This is a genomic window from Hamadaea sp. NPDC051192, from assembly GCF_040682475.1.
Classification (GTDB): domain Bacteria; phylum Actinomycetota; class Actinomycetes; order Mycobacteriales; family Micromonosporaceae; genus Hamadaea; species Hamadaea flava.
In genome coordinates, this window is sequence record NZ_JBFBAZ010000055.1 from 34,691 (window position 1) to 50,998 (window position 16,308).

A 16,308-nucleotide genomic window follows, 5' to 3' on the forward strand; every position below is an offset into this window, starting at 1 on the left:
TCGAACCCGGCGGTTCAGGGCTTCGGTGCCGCCTTCGCGCGTTCGAGCACCTCCTCGGAGGTCAGCGGTCCGCTCGGGTGATGGCTCAGGCACATCGGCACCGAGACCTGCTGGCAGGGCACTCCTTCGCCCATCGCATAGAAATGCCCCGTACGCAGCAGCCCGACATCGCTTACGCGCCCGCCTTTCGCCTGAGCCAACTCCTTCGCCGCGCTGATCTGGACCGGGCTGTTGAGGAACCCGTAGAAGTGGGTGGCCGCGTTGCCCACGATGCGGTTGTGGAGTCCACGTGGGGCCTGCGTCGCGAAGATGAGGCCCAGCCCGTACTTGCGTGCCTGGCTCGCCAAAGCCAAGCTGCTCTCGGTGCACGCGGTCACCGCGCCGGCGGGAGCGAAGATCTGCGCTTCATCCATGACGAACAGCCCGCCGAGCGGGCGATCGTTGGCGGGGTTGCGTTTGATCCAGCTGAACAGGGCCATCTGCAGCTGATTGACGAAACTCTGCCGCTGTTCGTCACTGGGCAGGCCGATCAGGCTGATGAGCGAGATCCGAGCACGCTTGCCCTTCGCCGGAGTCAGCAGGGCGGCCGGGTCCAGGGACACCCCTGATCCACCGAACAACGGATCGTTGATCTTCGCGGCGGTGAGTGTCTGCGCCATCTCGTACGCGAGCTCCCGCGCCTTCCCCAAGGTCGTGACACCGTCGGGAAGGTCGCTGAGGATGTCCACGAGCCCGTCGAGGCGGTTCCCGCCGGTTTTGGCGAAGTGGGCGAGCGCCTCCCGCAGGACCGCGCGTCCCCGGTCCATCTTGGCGGTGTTGCCGCCCATCCGTGCCCGTGGGGCCAACGCGGAGACCGCGCTGTCGAGCGCGAGCCCGAACTCATCCGGGTCGTCGATGATCGCCCCGAAATCCGGCAGCGGCTGAAGGCTCAGCGGTCGCCCGGCTTCGCGGCGCGGGGTCCAGACCACCACGTCCGTGGTGTCGAGATACCTGCGTGCGCGTTCCTCGTCGTCGGGTGCCCAGCCCTCCGGCGGGCGTGGCCATGGATCGCCGAGCCGGGCCAGGTCGTTGTTGGGGTCCAAGGCGATCGTCGACACGCCCTGCAGGGCGCATTCCTCGATGAGCCGACGGATCAGGACGGTCTTGCCCGACCCCGACCCGGCGAAGATGGCGACGTGCTTGCGAAGGTCGCGAAGGTTGACCGCGACCTGCTGCCCGCCGTCGACTGCCGAGCCGATCGCAATCGCCGCGTCGTCGTCGACGGTCACGGGCACATCGCTCGTCGCCCGGCGCGCCGGTTCAACGGGGTACGCGTCCGGAGCCGACTCAGGGCCGGTTGCCGACGCGGAGTCGTCACTGGGGCCGGGCTGCTCGGGCGACCGAGGAAGACCGATACCGGAATCCGGCGGCGAGCCGAAGATCTCCGTGAAGATGCCGGTTCGGCTGGCGGGCCGGCGATCGGCCAGCCATTGGTCGAAGCCCGGCTCGTCCTCCTCCAGCATCTTCCCGAGGGCATGGAACGTCTTGAGATCGTCCTCGGCGATCTTCGTCAGCATGCCGCCGTCGGTCTCGAATCGCTCGCGCCGCTTGCGGCACACCGGTCCGTTGGGCCAAGGCACGTTTCGCAGGAGGACCGCCCGTCGTTGGGGCACCTGCGGATCGAGTGCCGCCGACAGCGTCAGCCGCGCCAATCGGGGGAGGACGGCGGCGTGATGCTTCTTCGCGAGGCCACGGAAGGACCAGACGCCGAAGTCCTCGGCCTCCTCGTCGAACGATTCGCGGAGGGTTGCGTGGGTCGCCGTGTTGGCCCCACCGTCGACGGCGACGGTGAACCTACGTTGTTCGCTCTCGCTCTTCTCGCGGATCCAGGCCTGCAGTCCGGCGCCCAGCAACTGGGGCATCTCTCGGTCTTCCAAATCCGCCTCGAGAGCTCGTTCGACCGACGCGTGTTTGCGATGAGTGGCGAACTGCTGATCGAAGTAGGTCAGGCGCTGGAAATCGACCCTAGCTGCATCGACAGCGATTGGCCCGGTCGAGCGCTTGAGAGCCTGCTCGAAGTCGGCCAGTGGGATGACGCGGCCAAGCCGGACGCATTCTCGAACGTGCGCGTCGATTCGTTGCAGTAGCTGCCTCGGGGTGTAGTCCGGGGCCGACGCGAACGCGGACGGCAGCACCGGCCACGTGGGATGTGGCGGCTGGAAGCCCACAACTTCGAACTTGCGCTTGAAGTGCTTGGTCACGAGTTCACTGCCGAGCTCAGCCGACGGAATGCGGCTCAGCCGTGGTTCGCGGTGGAATCGGTCGGCGATCGACCCGAGGGTGTTCTTGCAGATCAAGTCCCAGGTCGTGTGAAGACAAGAGACGAGGAGGACCGTCCGGCGCAGCTTTTCGCGCGCTTCCATGAGTCCTTGGCCGACATCCTCCAGCAGCTGAGTCACCTCGGCGGGCTCGCCTTCGTCGCCGTCGACGTGATTTTGCACTGAAGCTCGTCGCACTTGCGCCATGGTGGCGTCGACCTGATCCAGTGCGAAAACCGTCGGTCCGCTCAGCGCCACCAACAGCGAGATCTCTTCGACGACGTCCCGGGGAGGCTTGGGCTTGGAGGGCAGACGCCAGCGGGTGCGCTCTTCGGCATCAGTGTCCTCGACGCTGCACCGCAGATGGCCCTCACCCAGATCCTGTAGGTCGTTGTCCCAAGCGTTTCGCAAGATCAGGGCCCGGAGCGTCTGATGGCAGCGTCGCCCCAGATCCGGGTGTGCATAGCGAAACTTGCGGATGAAGTCGTCCAGGTCGTCGCGGGTCAACGGCCGGCGTCCCAGGATCTGGTCGCGAACGTCGCTGGACACCAGTGCCTGATCGCAGAGACCGTCGAGGAGCTTGGCCAGCTGGTTTGGATGCCCGACGGTCGGCCGCGCGAGACCGTCGATGAAGGCCTGGATCAGGCAGTCCCAGAAGTCGCCTTGGGGGACCCCGAGCAGGAAGAAGTAGCCGCCTTCTGCTTGGACCTGGCGCCGGATGGAACTGAGGAGATGGGTCTTTCCGACCCCGGGTCGGCCCTCAAGAACGATGCCCAGCGGGTTCGCCGCCGGGCTGAGCTTGGCCCTGGCGAAGGCGGCTAGGATTCCGTCGGCCGCCTGCCGGTTGAGGCCGGCGACGTGCACGTCCGGCCCGGTCCAGACGTCCTCCTGCATGGGGGCCCATTCGAACCGAAGCTGTTGCAGCGCTCGCAACTCATGCGCGTTCATCGGTGCCCCGTCGTGATGAAATGCATGTCTTCACCGCCGATGCTCAAGGCTGCCGAACGGATTTCGGGAGTGAGCGCCTTGCGGTTCGGATCCGGTTCGAGCTGGATCGAACGCCGCCGGTCCAGCAACTTCAACGCCTTGTCGAGATCTGCACGGTCGACATGGGACAGCGCGCCCCGTAGCCGAACAAGGCTCACGAGATCGCCATGTTGACGGCTGAGGCTGTCGTACGCCGCCATGATCTCGGCCTCCACGCCGTCCGCCTGCTGAACCGGCACGGCCGGCCGGGGTTCGCCGGCATCCTCGGGATGAAACACCCGCTCCTCGTCGAGACCGTAGTCGCGGATGACGCGATCCAGGAGCTTGCCGATCGCGTACAGCAGGCGGACATCGGCGATGGAGCCCTTCGCGTCCGCCGGAGCCGGCTCGGCGAGGAGGGCCCGTGCGTGGCGGCGGCCCTCCGGCGTCAGCTGATGGAAGTTGGTGCCGCGCTTCGTCGTGACCTCGCCTTTGGCGTTCTTGACTACGACCGTTACCAGACCCGCCGCACCGAGGGCGTCGCGGCCGGCCTTCGCGACCCGCACCCGGAACCGCTCGTACAGCATGGGGTCCGTGATCTCTTTCTCCGGCATCAGGAGCAATGCGATGAGGGCGAGGCGAATGGACGGTTTCAGCTCAGCGTTCGGCATGGAATGTCTTCTCTCGGCGAAGGGGAGGAACGGTGCTGATTCGACGAAGTCGCCCGTGTGACGTTACGGGCTGTGGACCGTCTGGGAACTGGCCGCGCGTACGCCGAAAAATCGCCGACCGTCCTTTGGCGACGTAGGCGACTTGGTGGAACGCGACCGAGTCGAATAGCCATGGGCTGTTGATCGATCCGGTATGGATCGACTAAATCGTCGAATGCCAAGGGGGTGATCTCCTTGCGTCTATCGGCAAAGCCCTTCAACGTACAGCAGATGCACGGTGCTGAATTGTCAGATCTTGAACAGTCGACGACTGGCACTTGTGGACAGCGAGCGTCTCGTCGACGGTTGACGCGACCGACCGTGAAGGTGCAGATTGAGGATCCTCGCGACGGTGACCGTCGGCGGGCAGGGACGCAAAGAGGCCCCGGGGACATAACCACGAGGGTCATCGGTCGCTCCGGGGCTTTGAGCCGAACCATACACCTACGCCGGGGAAGGGTGCAATGACGATCAACGACGGCTGGTACGAGTCATACCTGGGCAGCGACCGTCTCGCTCGGTTCCTGGCCGGGGTACGCCAAGATCGGGGGCGGGTCGGCGCGCTCGTCGACTGGGATCGGGAAATGCGCGGGGAATTGCAGAAGATGCTCGGCGAATGGGAGATTGCCCTACGCAATGCCTATGACCGGGCCATCAGCAGTTGGTGGACCGGCGAACAGCATTGGCTGAAGGATCCGGCCAGTCCGGTTAACCGTGAGATCATGCATCGGGGGGAAGACCTCAACAAAATCTCTCGCAACTCCATTAGGAAGGCGGTGCTGCGCACCAAGCCCGGTGATCCGATCGGGCGGGTCATCGCCAATCTGTCGCTGGACTTCTGGCGCTATCTGTCGGTCACCGCCCGGGAGAAGACGCTGTGGGTGCCGGCCTTGCATCGGGCTTTTCCGAAAGGCAGCGACCGGGCGCAGATCGACCGGCAGATCGACAGCCTGTATCGGCTCCGTAATCGCGTCGCCCATCACGAGCCGATCTTTCATAAGCCGATCGTTCCGTTGACCACCAGCCTCGTCCACAATTGCGAGCTGGTGCGCCCGGAACTGGCGGACACGATCGTGGGTCGGGGAACCGTCAAGCAATTGTGGGGCGACCGCCCGATCGAACTGCGATGAACGGATTCCTCTCGTGCTGAAGAGCGTTCGCTTCGCCAATTATCGATGCTTCCGGGATCGGCAGGGTCTGGACATCCGGCCGGTGACCGTCGTGCTGGGCAAGAACAACTCCGGGAAGAGCGCGTTCACTCGAGCCGCCATCGTCCTGCAAACCGGGTTTCCCGGCGGCGGGGGCGAGACTGCGGCCACGCCGTTGGACCTCGAACGGCTCGGTGACACCATGCCGGTCTTCACCGATCTGGTGCACCGGCACGACGAGCGGGGCACCATCGAGGTGGGGCTGGCTTTCGACGACAATCGCGTGCAGTCGATCGAGGCGCACGTCCGGAATCTGGACGACGCGTGTCTCCAGGTGGTCTCGTATCTGCGCCTCAGCATGAGCCACGGCACGTGGACGCTCACCTGGACCGGATCCTCGGACGTCTATGAGCAAGTCTGGGTCGCGAACGGCGGGGGTCGACGGTCGATCACCGGGCCGATCTCGTTCCAGGGCCTCGTGCCACGGTATCTACCTCGCGAGATCCTCGACCGCGACGATGGATTCGACCTCGCCCGGCACTGCGCTGAGGCGTACGGGCGGATCCGCTACATGTCCCCGTTTCGTGAGGCCCTGCGGCGCGAGCACTACCTACCCGTCGGCGTACCCCGGAGTGTCGGTGATCGGGGTCAGCACTTCGCCGCGGTCCTGGCGCACGACCAGGTCCGGGGCAACGGCGAGATCCGCCGGCGGGTCAACGAGATGATGCGAGAGGTCCTCCCGGACTGGACCCTGGACGAGGTCCCGGACGGCCGGCTCTTCACCACCGTTCTGCGATCCAGGCGCGACGGCGAACTCGTGGTCAATGTCGCGGACGCCGGATCCGGTGTCGTCCAGCTCTTGCCGATCTTGGTACAGCAAGCGCTCGACAGCGTCACCGGCAGACCTGAGCGGACCCTGTACATCGTCGAGGAACCCGAATTGCACCTGCATCCCGCCGCGCACGCTCAGCTGGCGGACCAGTACCTGAACGCGGCGAGGCTGACGGGCAACCGGTTCCTCATCGAGACGCACAGTGAGGCGCTGCTCCTTCGGCTGCGCCGGAGAATCGCCGAGGGCACGAGTACGCCCGACGACGTGGGGATCTACTTCGTCCACCACGACGGGCGCGCGTCGACCGCGCAGCAGATCGTCATCGATGAGCTGGGGCAGCTGAGTTTCTGGCCGGACGGCATCTTCACCGAGGACTTCGAGGAAGTTCGCGCCCTCGCGGCCGCGCAGATGCGGAGGTCGGGCCTCAATGTTGCTTGAGCTGGACGCCGAGGTCTTCGCAAGTCACGAAGATCCGAATCAACGACTGATCTTCACCTTGATCGGGTTCATGGTGGACGGCCGTCACCGGTGGTTCCCGCGTCCGGAGGTGGCCAAGATCGCCGAGGTCTACCTGGAGAAGCACTTCCCGACGATGACGATCTGGCACGAGTACCTGCGGAACGCGTCCACGGCCTCGGCTTGGCAGACGCCCAGCTCGCGGCCGGTAGTGCAGGTCACCGTCGGCTCCCTTGAACCGGTGACGAAGGACCTCGGCAGGCCCGCGATCGTCCTCGTGGAGAACGGGCGAAACGACGGCAGCTTCCTCAAGGCCGTATTCGCTGCGTACGACCCGTCGCTCGCCGAGGCGGAGCGCTTGGAGTGGCTCCACATCGATCACTCAGGCGGGACGGGTGATCAACGATATCTTGCCGATGAGCACGCGAGGCGGTTCACCGAGATCTGCCGAGTCATCGTCGTCAAGGACAATGACGAGGGCGTCACAGGGACTGCCTTCGAAGACGAGTCCGCGGACTGGCCGCCACGGAAGCCGCGCGTACACATGTGGCACCGGCTGGAAGTCGAGAACTACCTGCCGGACAAGGTCCTGATGGAGTCGACCCATCCGGACGCGCTCACCATGATCAGCCATCTTCGGACGATGGACAGTGAGCAGCAGCGCCTCATGGACATGAAAGGCGGCCTGAACAAGGCGACCAAGGCGGCCCAGAAGGAGGCGTTCAAGAGCCTCAGCCCGGACCACCGCCGGGCCTGGCGTACCGGCTTCGCCAAGCAGTTCCCCAGTCCGCTCGTCCCGGAATCCATCACCCTGACCGTCGACGACTTCGCTCGGCTGGGCCCGGATGTCCACTATGAGCTGACGGAACTCCTGGCGAGAATCCGCAACCTGACCTAGGCAAGTACGTGCGTCTCGGTCAGAAGTGATCCACGGCGGCGACCTGCAGGACCCGTGATCCCTCCAGCGTCGTGATCGCACACGACGGCACGCCCTGCTCCAGCAACACTCGCGGGACCTGGTCGTCGCCGAGGAGCGTACGCAGCATGTCGGTCGTCACGCCGCCATGGCTCACCGCGACCACCGGACCCGGCATGTCCGCAACGGACTGCACGAACGCGATCAGCCGGGCGGCCGCCCGATGCGACGAATCACCGGTGGGCGGCGCGAAATCGCGTACGCGAGTCGCCCGATCCCAGTCCGCCAGGAATGCCGCGAGCGGCTGCCGGCCGTCCCAGTTCATCCGTTCCGCCAGCCGCCGATCCTCGACCACCTCGACACCGACGGCGTCAGCGATCGGCCGAGCGGTCTGCAGCGCACGCCGCAACGGGCTGCTGAACACCGCGCGTACGCCGTGCCCGCTGAGCATCTCAGCAGTACGCGACGCCTGTTCGCGGCCCAATTCGGTCAGCTCTGGATCGCCCGGCTCAGATTGCTTCTCGGCATGCTGGACGAGATACACGACAGCCACCCTGGCAGCCTTTCGCACCAGGAGCGCCGTTGCGACCGAATTCTGTTGGTACCTTTCGTGAATGTCGTTGGACGTGCACGCCACCAGCCTGGCCGGCCGGGTACTGGCCCCAGCCGGATCCAACACCGTCCTCGCCGAGCGGACCGCCGAGGCGGCCGCCGGCCCCGAGCCCCTCTACCAAGCCCCGCTGCACAAACACGAGGACGACGAGGCCTGGTACGTCCTGGCGGGCGTACTGCGTATTCGAGTCGACGACGACGAGATCGAAGTCCCTGCCGGGGGAGCGGCCGTCGTTCCGGGCGGTACCCCGCACACCTACTGGAATCCGGGCTCCGAGCCCGCGCGGTACCTGCTCGTCATGGGCGCCCGCACCTACCAGCTGATCCAGGCGATCCACGCGCCCGACCGCGGCGACCTCCGCGACCTGTTCACGAGGTACGGCGCCGAGCTGCTGGACTACTGAGCCCGTCAGGCGACGGCGTCGGGCGTCAACGGGCGACTCGGTTCGGCGATCATGCGGGCCCGCTCCTCGGCCACAGCACAGGCGGTCTCGAGGTTGTCGACCGGCACCGGCCGGGCGATTCCGAACCCCTGCGCCTGGTCGCATCCGTAGTCGCGGAGGACGGCCAACGTACGCAGATCCTCCACGCCCTCGGCGGTGACGAAGAGACCCAGGTTGTGCGCCAGATCGATCGCGCTGCGTACCAGCACGGCGTTGCCGGGATCGGTCGCCACGCGACTGGTGAGTGTCTGATCGACCTTGAGTTCGTCGGCGTTCAGTTGCCGGAGTTGGTGGAGCGAGCTGAAGCCGGTGCCGAAGTCGTCGATCGAGACCTGTACGCCGTCCCCCTGGACTTGGCGCAGCATGGCGAGCGCCTTGTCGGGGTCGGTCATCATGCTGCTCTCGGTGACCTCCAGCCGCAGCAGTGACGGCCGGAGCCCGGATTCGGCCAGCGCAGATCGCACCTGGTGCGCGAACTCCTCGTCGAGCAGGCACTTGGGCGAGACGTTCACGGCGACTGTCACCGGGTTGTGCTCCTGCCAGGCCGCGGCGTCCCGGACGGCCAGCCGGAGCAGGTGGTAGGTGAGCGGTATCTCCAGGCGTCCGGACTCCGATATCGCGAGGAACGCCCCGGGCAGCAGCAGGCCGAGCCGAGGGTGCCGCCAGCGGACCAGAGCTTCGACCGCGGTGACCGAGGCGGTCGCGAGGCACACCTGAGGCTGGTAATACAAGACGAGTTGGTCGTCGGGGTCACCGCCGTCCAGCAGGGCGCGCAGCTCTCCGAAGAGCGCCATCCGCTCGGGCCGTTCGGCGTCGAGCTGCGCGTCGTAGACGGCCACCGTCGAGCCGTCAGCCTTCGCTCGGTACATCGCCGCGTCGGCGCGACGTAGCAACGTCTCGGCGGTGGATGACTCGTCCGCGATGGCGAGGCCGATGCTGCCGCTCACCGCGGCCGGGCCGGCGGTCAGCCGGAAGTCCTGTCGCAGCGCGTCACCCACCTGCCGGGCGATGCCGGTTGCGACTGCGACGTCGGCGACCGCGGGGAGGAGCACGGCGAACTCGTCCCCGCCGAGACGGGAGACGGTGTCGCCGGCCCGGAGCAGTACCTGCAGGCGTCGACTGATCGCGGTGAGCAGCTCGTCGCCGGCGTGATGGCCGAGCGTGTCGTTCACGGACTTGAATTCGTTCAGGTCCACGATCATGACGGCGGGCTGCGTGTCCCGCCGGTCGTGCAGCGCCGCTTCGAGCCGGCGCTGGAACAGCGCACGATTCGGCAGCCCGGTGAGCGGATCATGGAGGGCCAGGTGCTCGCTGGCGTCGGCCTCGACGACGAGCCGCCGTTGGTAGCCCAGCACGACCCGCCAGATGATGGCCACCAAGCCGAGCCCGATCGCGAATCCGGCCACCATCGTGATCAGGATCCGGGACTGGATGTGCTGCAGCTCGGAAGTGATGCGCTGGGCATCGCTGTGGTAGCCGTTCGCCACGTCGTCGATGTCGCGCTGCAGCGTGTAGTAGAGGGGCTGGACTTCCAGGCGATCGAATTGCCGGGATGCCGGATCCTGATTGGCGACCTGGTTGATCAGTCGATCGGCGGAGTCGCGGAACGTGGCCTGTTCTTGACTCAACCGCGTGGCGTCGGCGGCGGCCGGCGGGAACCCCGACACCGCTGCCTTCTGCAGAACGGCCGCGGTTGCGTTGACCGATTTCAGGTAGCGGGTGCGAGCGGCGTTGGAGGGCTCCAGCTGGTAACTGCGAATCTGGGCGGCCTCCAGCGCCACTGCCGCGCGGGCGTCGCTGAACAGTGCGTCGAACGTCTGCGCCTGGCTCTGCCGAGCGGTCGCCTTGCTCGTCTGCAGACTGCCCCACAGGGTGAACCCGACCAGAGCCACCAGGACCATGGCCAGTGCGCCGGTGGTGAGCAGGCTTCGTGACCGACGGGCGCGGGCGTCCGTGCGAGAGCCATCGGTTGCCCGCACGACGCGATCTACGGCCGCATCAGATTTACGTCTATCTCTTGTCATTCGCGCCGCGTTCTCCTCTTGCAGCAGCTATGACCTGCGAAAACTTGCCTATGCGAAGGTTCGGGATCCGCGTCAAGGTGTGCAACACTACAGGACTGCTGGCGAAAGGTGAAAGCATGCTTAGCGGACGAATCAGGCGCAGGATGCTGGCGGTCGCCGTCGTCCTCACCCTGGGCGTCACCGCTTGCGGCAGCGGTGGCCGAAGCAGTACGCCGACCACGTCGCCGGACGTCATCAAGCTCGGCGCGCTCATGCCGATGACCGGCGACAACGCGCCGTCGGCGGCGAACATCATTCCCGCTCTCACCATGGCGGCCGACCAGATCAACGCCGCGGGCGGCGTACTCGGGCGGCGGGTCGAGATCGTGACCGCGGACGACGCGTGTGATCCGGAGACGGCCGTGAACCAGGCCAACGAAATGATCAAAAAGGACATCACCGTGTCCGTCGGCGGCTACTGCAGCAGCGCGACCGTGCCGACCCTCAGGATCTTCCACAACGCCGGCATCCCGATGGTCATCCCGGCGGCCAACTCCACGGACCTGATCTCCCCGCGGTACGACAACGTCTTCCTCCTGTCGGGGACGACGACGATCGAGGCGCAACGCGCGGTCGAGTGGATGCCCCACCTCGACGGGCACAAGGTCGTCCTGGTCCATGACGGGACCAGCTTCTCGGAATCGGTCGCACAGGGCACTCGGGCGGCGGCCCGAAAGCCCGGCAGCGAGATCGAGGTGATCAGCGAGGCGCAGATCAGCCAGGGCGCCGACCACTACGACGCGGTCGCCGCGCGGATCAAGGCGGCGCACGGCGACCTGGTCTTCTTCACCGGCTACTACGCCGAGGCGGGCAAGCTGATACGCGACCTGCGCGCGGCGGGCTACCAGGGGAAGGTCATGCTCTCCGACGGCGGCGTCAATCCGGCGGTGTTCCGTGGGGTCGACGCGGCGGCGTTCAACGGCACGTACGGCGTGGCCCTGCCGATGCCGGAGTTCCTGCCCGACCTTGCCGCCTGGGCGGCGAAGTATCGCGCACTCGCCGGGCACGACGCGGGGCCGTTCACCCTTCAGGCGTACGACGCGGTGCAGCTCGCCGTCAGCGCGATCAAGCGGGCCGGCAGCCTCGATCGATCCGCGATCCGCACGGCGCTGGCCGAGACGCAGCCCGGCGACGTCGATCTGCTCACCGGCTCGGCCGGCTTCAACCCGGACGGTACGCAGAAGAACGTGCGGTTCATGCTTCTCCGACTCCAGGACGGCACCTTCGTCCAGGACCCGTTGTCCCGCTGACCGGCACCGGCCCGACTATTCGGCTCAGTGATCAGGGCGCTCAGTGATCAAGGCTGGGAGTTGGGCACGCACCAGTTTGCCCACGGTGCTCCGCGGAAGATGGTCGACGAAGATGATGGACGAGGGCGCCTGGTGGGACGCGAGGCGTCGGCGGCCGAAGGCGAGGAGTTCCTCCTCGGTCGCCGTCGACCCGGCCGCCGGTACGACGACGGCGACCACCGTCTGGCGGCCGTCTCCGCTGACCACCTGCGTGACACCGGCGTCGGCGATCGACGGATGGCCGAGAAGCACCCGTTCCACTTCTGCCGGATAGACCGGCTCGCCGGCGGCGAAGAACTGATCGGCGATTCGGTCGACGATCCAGACATAGCCCTGCTCATCGACGCGCGCCGCGTCGCCGGTACGCAGCCAGCCCGTCGGAGTGATGGTCTCGCGGGTGGCCTCAGGTCGATTCCAGTACCCGGCCATCACGTTCGGACCGCGTACAAGTAGCTCTCCGATCTCGCCCGCACCGACCACAGTCCCGTCGGTAGCCACGATCTGGATGTCGACGAGAAGGGGTGGTTTCCCGGCCGACCCGATCTTGGTGAGCGAACTGGCCGGATCGAGCAGGAGCGCAAGCGGTGCCGCCTCGGACAGCCCGTAGCCCTGCAACAGGGTCACCCCGCGATCCAAGTACTGCCTGATGAGGCGTTCGGGCACGGGAGCGCCGCCGGTGAGCATGAAGCGAACGCTGGACAAGTCGACCAATGGCCAGGCCGTTGCCCGGGTCAGCGCGTCGAGGAGGTCGGGATTGCCGAAGCCCACGGTCACCTGGTGACGCTGCATCGCCAGCAGGATCGCCTCGGGACCCGTGCCTTCCGGAACGACCACCGTGCCGCCCAGGAAGAGGACGGGCAGGACGTTCATGCCGGTACCGCCGACGCGGAAGAACGGAGCGATCGCCACCGTCACGTCGTCGCCGCGAAGATCCGCGCAGGTGAGCAGGTTGACCACGTTCCACGTCACGTTCGCGTGGGTGAGCGCGATCGCCTTGGGCGATCCGGTCGTGCCGGAGGTATGCGGAAGCAGGCAGATGTCGTCCATCTCGACCGGCACGTCCACGGGAGCGTCGGGCGACTCGGCCACCAGCGTCTCGAAGTCGAGCGCCGTGTCGGCGGAGCCCGCCAAGGCGATCCGATGGCGGACCGAAGCCGGCGTCGATACGGCATCGGTCGCGTCATGCTGAATCAGAACCGTCGGAGCCGTCTCGTCGAGGGCTGCGCGGACCTGACTCGCCGCGAACTGGTGATTGACCGGGGCCAGCGCCGCGCCCACCAGTCCACAAGAGAACAGCGACTCGAGGTACGCCGGATGATTCGGTCCGATCCACCCGACCCGATCGCCCCGTTCCACGCCCAGGCGCAGCAGACCGTTGGCCAGTCGTCGAACCCGATCGGCCAACTCAGCGTAGGTCAGCGACCGGCCGTTCCCGACTAATGCGAGGCGATCCGGCGACACCCTCGCGCGGCGCTCGATCCACGAACCGACCCCGACGTTGGCGGCAGGTGTAGCGGCCATGGCCCAGCGTATCCACGGCCGGAACCGGCCCGAGCCAAAACACCGATGCCTGCCTGCCGGCAGTTCGAGCAAGGGAACTTGTGGTGCGGAAGGGGGGACTCGAACCCCCACGCCCGAAGGCACCGGTACCTAAAACCGGGGCGTCTGCCAATTCCGCCACTCCCGCGCAACCCCCGCAGTGTAGACGTTCGCCGACCCGGGGTCATCGCGCCGCCCGCGCCGTCCCCCATCGGTGCGTTGATCATGGAGTTTGCCCCCTCGACACGCCGCCGAGACCACAGTTAACTCCATGATCAACGCGGAGGGAGGGGGAGTGAGCGAAGCGAGCGTCACGAGCGGGAAGCGGCGAGCAGATCGCGAAGCAGATCCGCGAGCTGCTGACGCGCGGAAGGAGCGAGGTGCGAAAGCACCGAGCGCTGAACTTCGAGCCCGGCGGCGACAGCGTCGTCGATGAGGGCACGCCCGCGATCGGTGAGCTGGGCGCGGAGCGACCGGCGATCGGTCGGGTCCGGCGTACGCGTGATCAGTCCGGCCTTCTCGAGTTTGTCGAGCCGCCCGGTCATCCCCCCGGTGGTGAGCATGAGGGTGTCGGAGAGCTGCTTGGGGGACAGGTCGTAGGGTGCGCCGGCTCGTCGCAGGGTCGCCAGCACATCGAATTCGCCGCGGCCGATGCCGAACCGGTTGTACGCCTTCTCCATCTGGTCGCCCATGGTCCCGGCGATCCGGTAGATCCGGCCGAAGACCTCCATCGGGAGCAGGTCGTCGAGGTCGCTGCGTTCGGTGCGCCACTGCTCGATGATCGCGTCCACGCCGTCCTGTCGCATGCCTCAGGCTAGCACGAAGCTAGCACGGAAGATACTAGCTTGACAGTAACTAGCTTAGTGCTAAGTTACTTACATGCTAAATGAGTCGAGCGCGTCCAACGGGCAAGCGCTGAGCAAGCGGGCCGAGCGCGGGTTGATCGCCGGGATGCTGGTCGACGCCATCGGATCGGGGATGTACGTCCCGTTCAGCCTGATCTTCTTCCAGCGGGTGACCGGCCTGTCTCTGGCTGCGATCGGCGCGGTGCTGACCGTCACCGGGTTCGTGGGGATGGCCGCACTGCCGCTGGCGGGCACACTCGTCGACCGGTTCGGTGCCCACCGCACCCGCCAGGCCGTCTACCTGCTACGCGGGCTCGGCTTCCTCGCGTACCCGTTGGGAACCAGCCTCGGCGCCTTCGCCGCCATCGCGACCGTGAGCGCCGCGGGGGAGCGCGCCTTTCCCGCGATCCAGCAGGCGCTGATCGGCGAGGTCGCGACGGGCGAGCAGCGTGACCGGCTGATGGCGCTGACGCGCAGCGTGCGCAACGGTGGTCTGGGGGCGGGCGGCCTGCTCGCGGCCGCGGTGATCGCGCTCGCGGGCGACACCGGATTCGTGATCGCCGCGTGGCTCAACGGCGCGAGCTTCTTCCTCGCCGCGCTCCTCGCGGTGGGGATCAAGACCGTCAAAGCTCCAGTTGTACGCGAGAAGGCAAGCTATCGAGCAGTGCTCCGCGACGGTCCGTTCGCCGCGTTGACGGGTGCGAACTTCCTGATCGCCTTGGGGTACGCGGCGCTGACGATGCTGCTGCCGTCCTATGTGGTCAGTGAGTTCGGGCTGTCGGCCTCGGTCGCCGGACCGCTGTTCGCGGTGAACACGGCGCTGTGCGCGTTCGCCGGAGTGCCGGTCGGCCGGTTCACCCGCCGGTACGCCCGCCGCACGCGGGTCGCGGCCGTCGGCTCGCTGCTGTTCGCCGGCGCCTTCATCGGGTACGCCCTGCTCGGCTCGATGCCCCGGCAGGTGCTGATGGTCAGCCTGATCCTGTTGCTGGTGCTGTACACGGCCGGTGAACTGGTGCACAGCCCGAGCGCTGGGGCGCTCTCGGTGAGCGCCGCGCCGGAGAGCGCACGGGGTCGTTACCTGGCGACCTACCAGCTGTCGTGGGCGCTGTCGTCGACCGTCGCGCCGGGATTGTTCACCGCGTTGCTGGCGATCGACGGGCGGCTGCCGTGGTTGGCGCTGGCGGTCAGCTCGGCCGCCGGGGCGGCGATCCTGATCGGACTGGAACGCCGGCTGCCCGCCGACGCCGTCTACACCCGTCCGGTCGTGTCGACGCCGCGTGAACTGGCGGTGGCCCGATGAGACTGCTGCTGACCGCGCTCGCCCCGCTCGCCTGGGGCTCCACGTACGCCGTCACGACCCAACTGCTCCCGGCCGACCGGCCGCTGCTGGCCGGATTGCTGCGGGCGCTGCCGGCAGGGCTGCTTCTACTGCTGCTCACCCGGAAACTGCCCAGCGGAAGTTGGTGGGGCAAGGCCTTCGTACTCGGAGTGCTCAACATCGGGGCGTTCTTCCCGCTGCTGTTCCTGGCGGCGTACCGGTTGCCGGGCGGTGTCGCCGCGGTGCTCGGCTCGGTGCAGCCGCTGATCGTCATCGGGCTTTCCGCTGTCCTCCTCGGACAACGTCCGGTGGTACGCGCAGTCGCCGCCGGGATGGTCGGCGTACTCGGAGTGGCGTTGGTGGTGCTGCGCCCGGGTGCCTCGTTCGACGCCGTCGGACTCGCCGCGGGACTGGTCGGGGCGGCCGCGATGGCTGCGGGAACAGTGTTGTCCAAGCGATGGGGCCGGCCCGACGGCGTCAACGCCCTGACGACGACGGCGTGGCAGCTCACCGCGGGCGGACTCGTGATCTTCCCGTTGGCGCTGCTCATCGAGGGCGCTCCGCCAGCCCTGTCGCTGACCAACATCGCCGGGTACGCCTACCTCGCGACGGTGAACACCGCAGTGGCGTACTGGCTCTGGTTCCGGGGGTTGGCATCGCTGCCGGCGAGTTCGGCCGGGTTCCTCGGGCTGCTCAGCCCGGTCGCCGCGATGATCATCGGGTGGGCTGCGCTGGGACAGGCACTGACGCCGGTCCAGGTCGTCGGGGCGATCGTCGCCCTCGGCGCCACCGTCGCGGGTGCGCTCCTCGCCGCCCGCTCCGCTCCCGCCCGCTCCGCTCCCGCCCGCTCCGCTCCCGCCCGCTCGGCGGGCGC

The 16,308-nt window shown here is 67.3% G+C and carries 13 protein-coding genes and 1 tRNA gene; 7 read left to right on the forward strand and 7 right to left on the reverse strand.

The features are described 5' to 3' along the window. Positions 1-14 precede the first annotated feature (14 nt). The gene (locus AB0M47_RS23055) at positions 15-3,245 is read right to left on the reverse strand and encodes an ATP-binding protein (protein ID WP_363417229.1); all 3,231 of its coding nucleotides are present in this window, start codon (positions 3,243-3,245) and stop codon (positions 15-17) included. Further along, positions 3,242-3,934, reverse strand: a complete 693-nt coding sequence (locus tag AB0M47_RS23060; protein WP_363417232.1) for a hypothetical protein — start codon at positions 3,932-3,934, stop codon at positions 3,242-3,244. The genes AB0M47_RS23055 and AB0M47_RS23060 overlap by 4 nt, the downstream gene beginning before the upstream one ends. Positions 3,935-4,437: 503 nt before the next feature. Here AB0M47_RS23060 and AB0M47_RS23065 point away from each other — a divergent pair. Genes AB0M47_RS23065 through AB0M47_RS23075 form a run of 3 tightly spaced genes read left to right on the forward strand, consistent with a single transcriptional unit; the run spans position 4,438 to position 7,307 of the window. Then, on the forward strand, positions 4,438-5,103 hold the full coding sequence (locus AB0M47_RS23065; protein WP_363417235.1) for an Abi family protein: 666 nt from the start codon (positions 4,438-4,440) through the stop codon (positions 5,101-5,103). 13 nt (positions 5,104-5,116) lie between these two features. Further along, the gene (locus AB0M47_RS23070) at positions 5,117-6,391 is read left to right on the forward strand and encodes a DUF3696 domain-containing protein (RefSeq protein WP_363417238.1); all 1,275 of its coding nucleotides are present in this window, start codon (positions 5,117-5,119) and stop codon (positions 6,389-6,391) included. Beyond that, the gene (locus tag AB0M47_RS23075) at positions 6,381-7,307 is read left to right on the forward strand and encodes a hypothetical protein (protein ID WP_363417241.1); all 927 of its coding nucleotides are present in this window, start codon (positions 6,381-6,383) and stop codon (positions 7,305-7,307) included. The genes AB0M47_RS23070 and AB0M47_RS23075 overlap by 11 nt, the downstream gene beginning before the upstream one ends. Positions 7,308-7,326: 19 nt before the next feature. Here AB0M47_RS23075 and AB0M47_RS23080 read toward each other — a convergent pair whose 3' ends face one another. Next, positions 7,327-7,878, reverse strand: coding sequence for a histidine phosphatase family protein (locus tag AB0M47_RS23080; protein ID WP_363417244.1), 552 nt, complete (start codon positions 7,876-7,878; stop codon positions 7,327-7,329). 61 nt (positions 7,879-7,939) lie between these two features. Here AB0M47_RS23080 and AB0M47_RS23085 point away from each other — a divergent pair, with 61 nt between their 5' ends. Further along, entirely contained in the window at positions 7,940-8,341 is a 402-nt protein-coding gene (locus tag AB0M47_RS23085; protein ID WP_363417247.1) for a cupin domain-containing protein, read from the forward strand. A gap of 5 nt (positions 8,342-8,346) precedes the next feature. Here the strand turns inward: AB0M47_RS23085 and AB0M47_RS23090 are convergent, their stop codons facing one another. Beyond that, positions 8,347-10,359: an EAL domain-containing protein gene (locus AB0M47_RS23090; protein WP_363417250.1), complete on the reverse strand. Its 2,013-nt coding sequence runs from the start codon at positions 10,357-10,359 to the stop codon at positions 8,347-8,349. A gap of 161 nt (positions 10,360-10,520) precedes the next feature. Here AB0M47_RS23090 and AB0M47_RS23095 point away from each other — a divergent pair, with 161 nt between their 5' ends. Further along, positions 10,521-11,693 carry a branched-chain amino acid ABC transporter substrate-binding protein gene (locus AB0M47_RS23095; protein ID WP_363417253.1) on the forward strand — a complete coding sequence of 391 codons (1,173 nt, stop codon included), beginning with the start codon at positions 10,521-10,523 and terminating at the stop codon, positions 11,691-11,693. 24 nt (positions 11,694-11,717) lie between these two features. Here AB0M47_RS23095 and AB0M47_RS23100 read toward each other — a convergent pair whose 3' ends face one another. The 3 genes from AB0M47_RS23100 to AB0M47_RS23110 form a co-directional block, all read right to left on the reverse strand. Further along, a complete protein-coding gene (locus tag AB0M47_RS23100; protein WP_363417255.1) occupies positions 11,718-13,253 on the reverse strand; it encodes an AMP-binding protein in 1,536 nt (511 codons plus the stop codon). An 81-nt stretch (positions 13,254-13,334) separates the two neighbouring features. Next, a tRNA-Leu gene (locus tag AB0M47_RS23105) sits at positions 13,335-13,419 on the reverse strand. 163 nt (positions 13,420-13,582) lie between these two features. Continuing rightward, positions 13,583-14,077 (reverse strand): MarR family transcriptional regulator, encoded by a 495-nt coding sequence (locus AB0M47_RS23110; RefSeq protein WP_363417258.1) that lies wholly within the window; start codon positions 14,075-14,077, stop codon positions 13,583-13,585. Positions 14,078-14,150: 73 nt separating this feature from the next. Between AB0M47_RS23110 and AB0M47_RS23115 the strand changes: the two genes are divergently transcribed. Then, a complete protein-coding gene (locus AB0M47_RS23115) occupies positions 14,151-15,416 on the forward strand; it encodes an MFS transporter (protein WP_363417261.1) in 1,266 nt (421 codons plus the stop codon). After that, positions 15,413-16,308, forward strand: an 896-nt coding sequence (locus AB0M47_RS23120; protein ID WP_363417264.1) for an EamA family transporter, incomplete at its 3' end; no start/stop codon positions are given. The genes AB0M47_RS23115 and AB0M47_RS23120, both read left to right, overlap by 4 nt.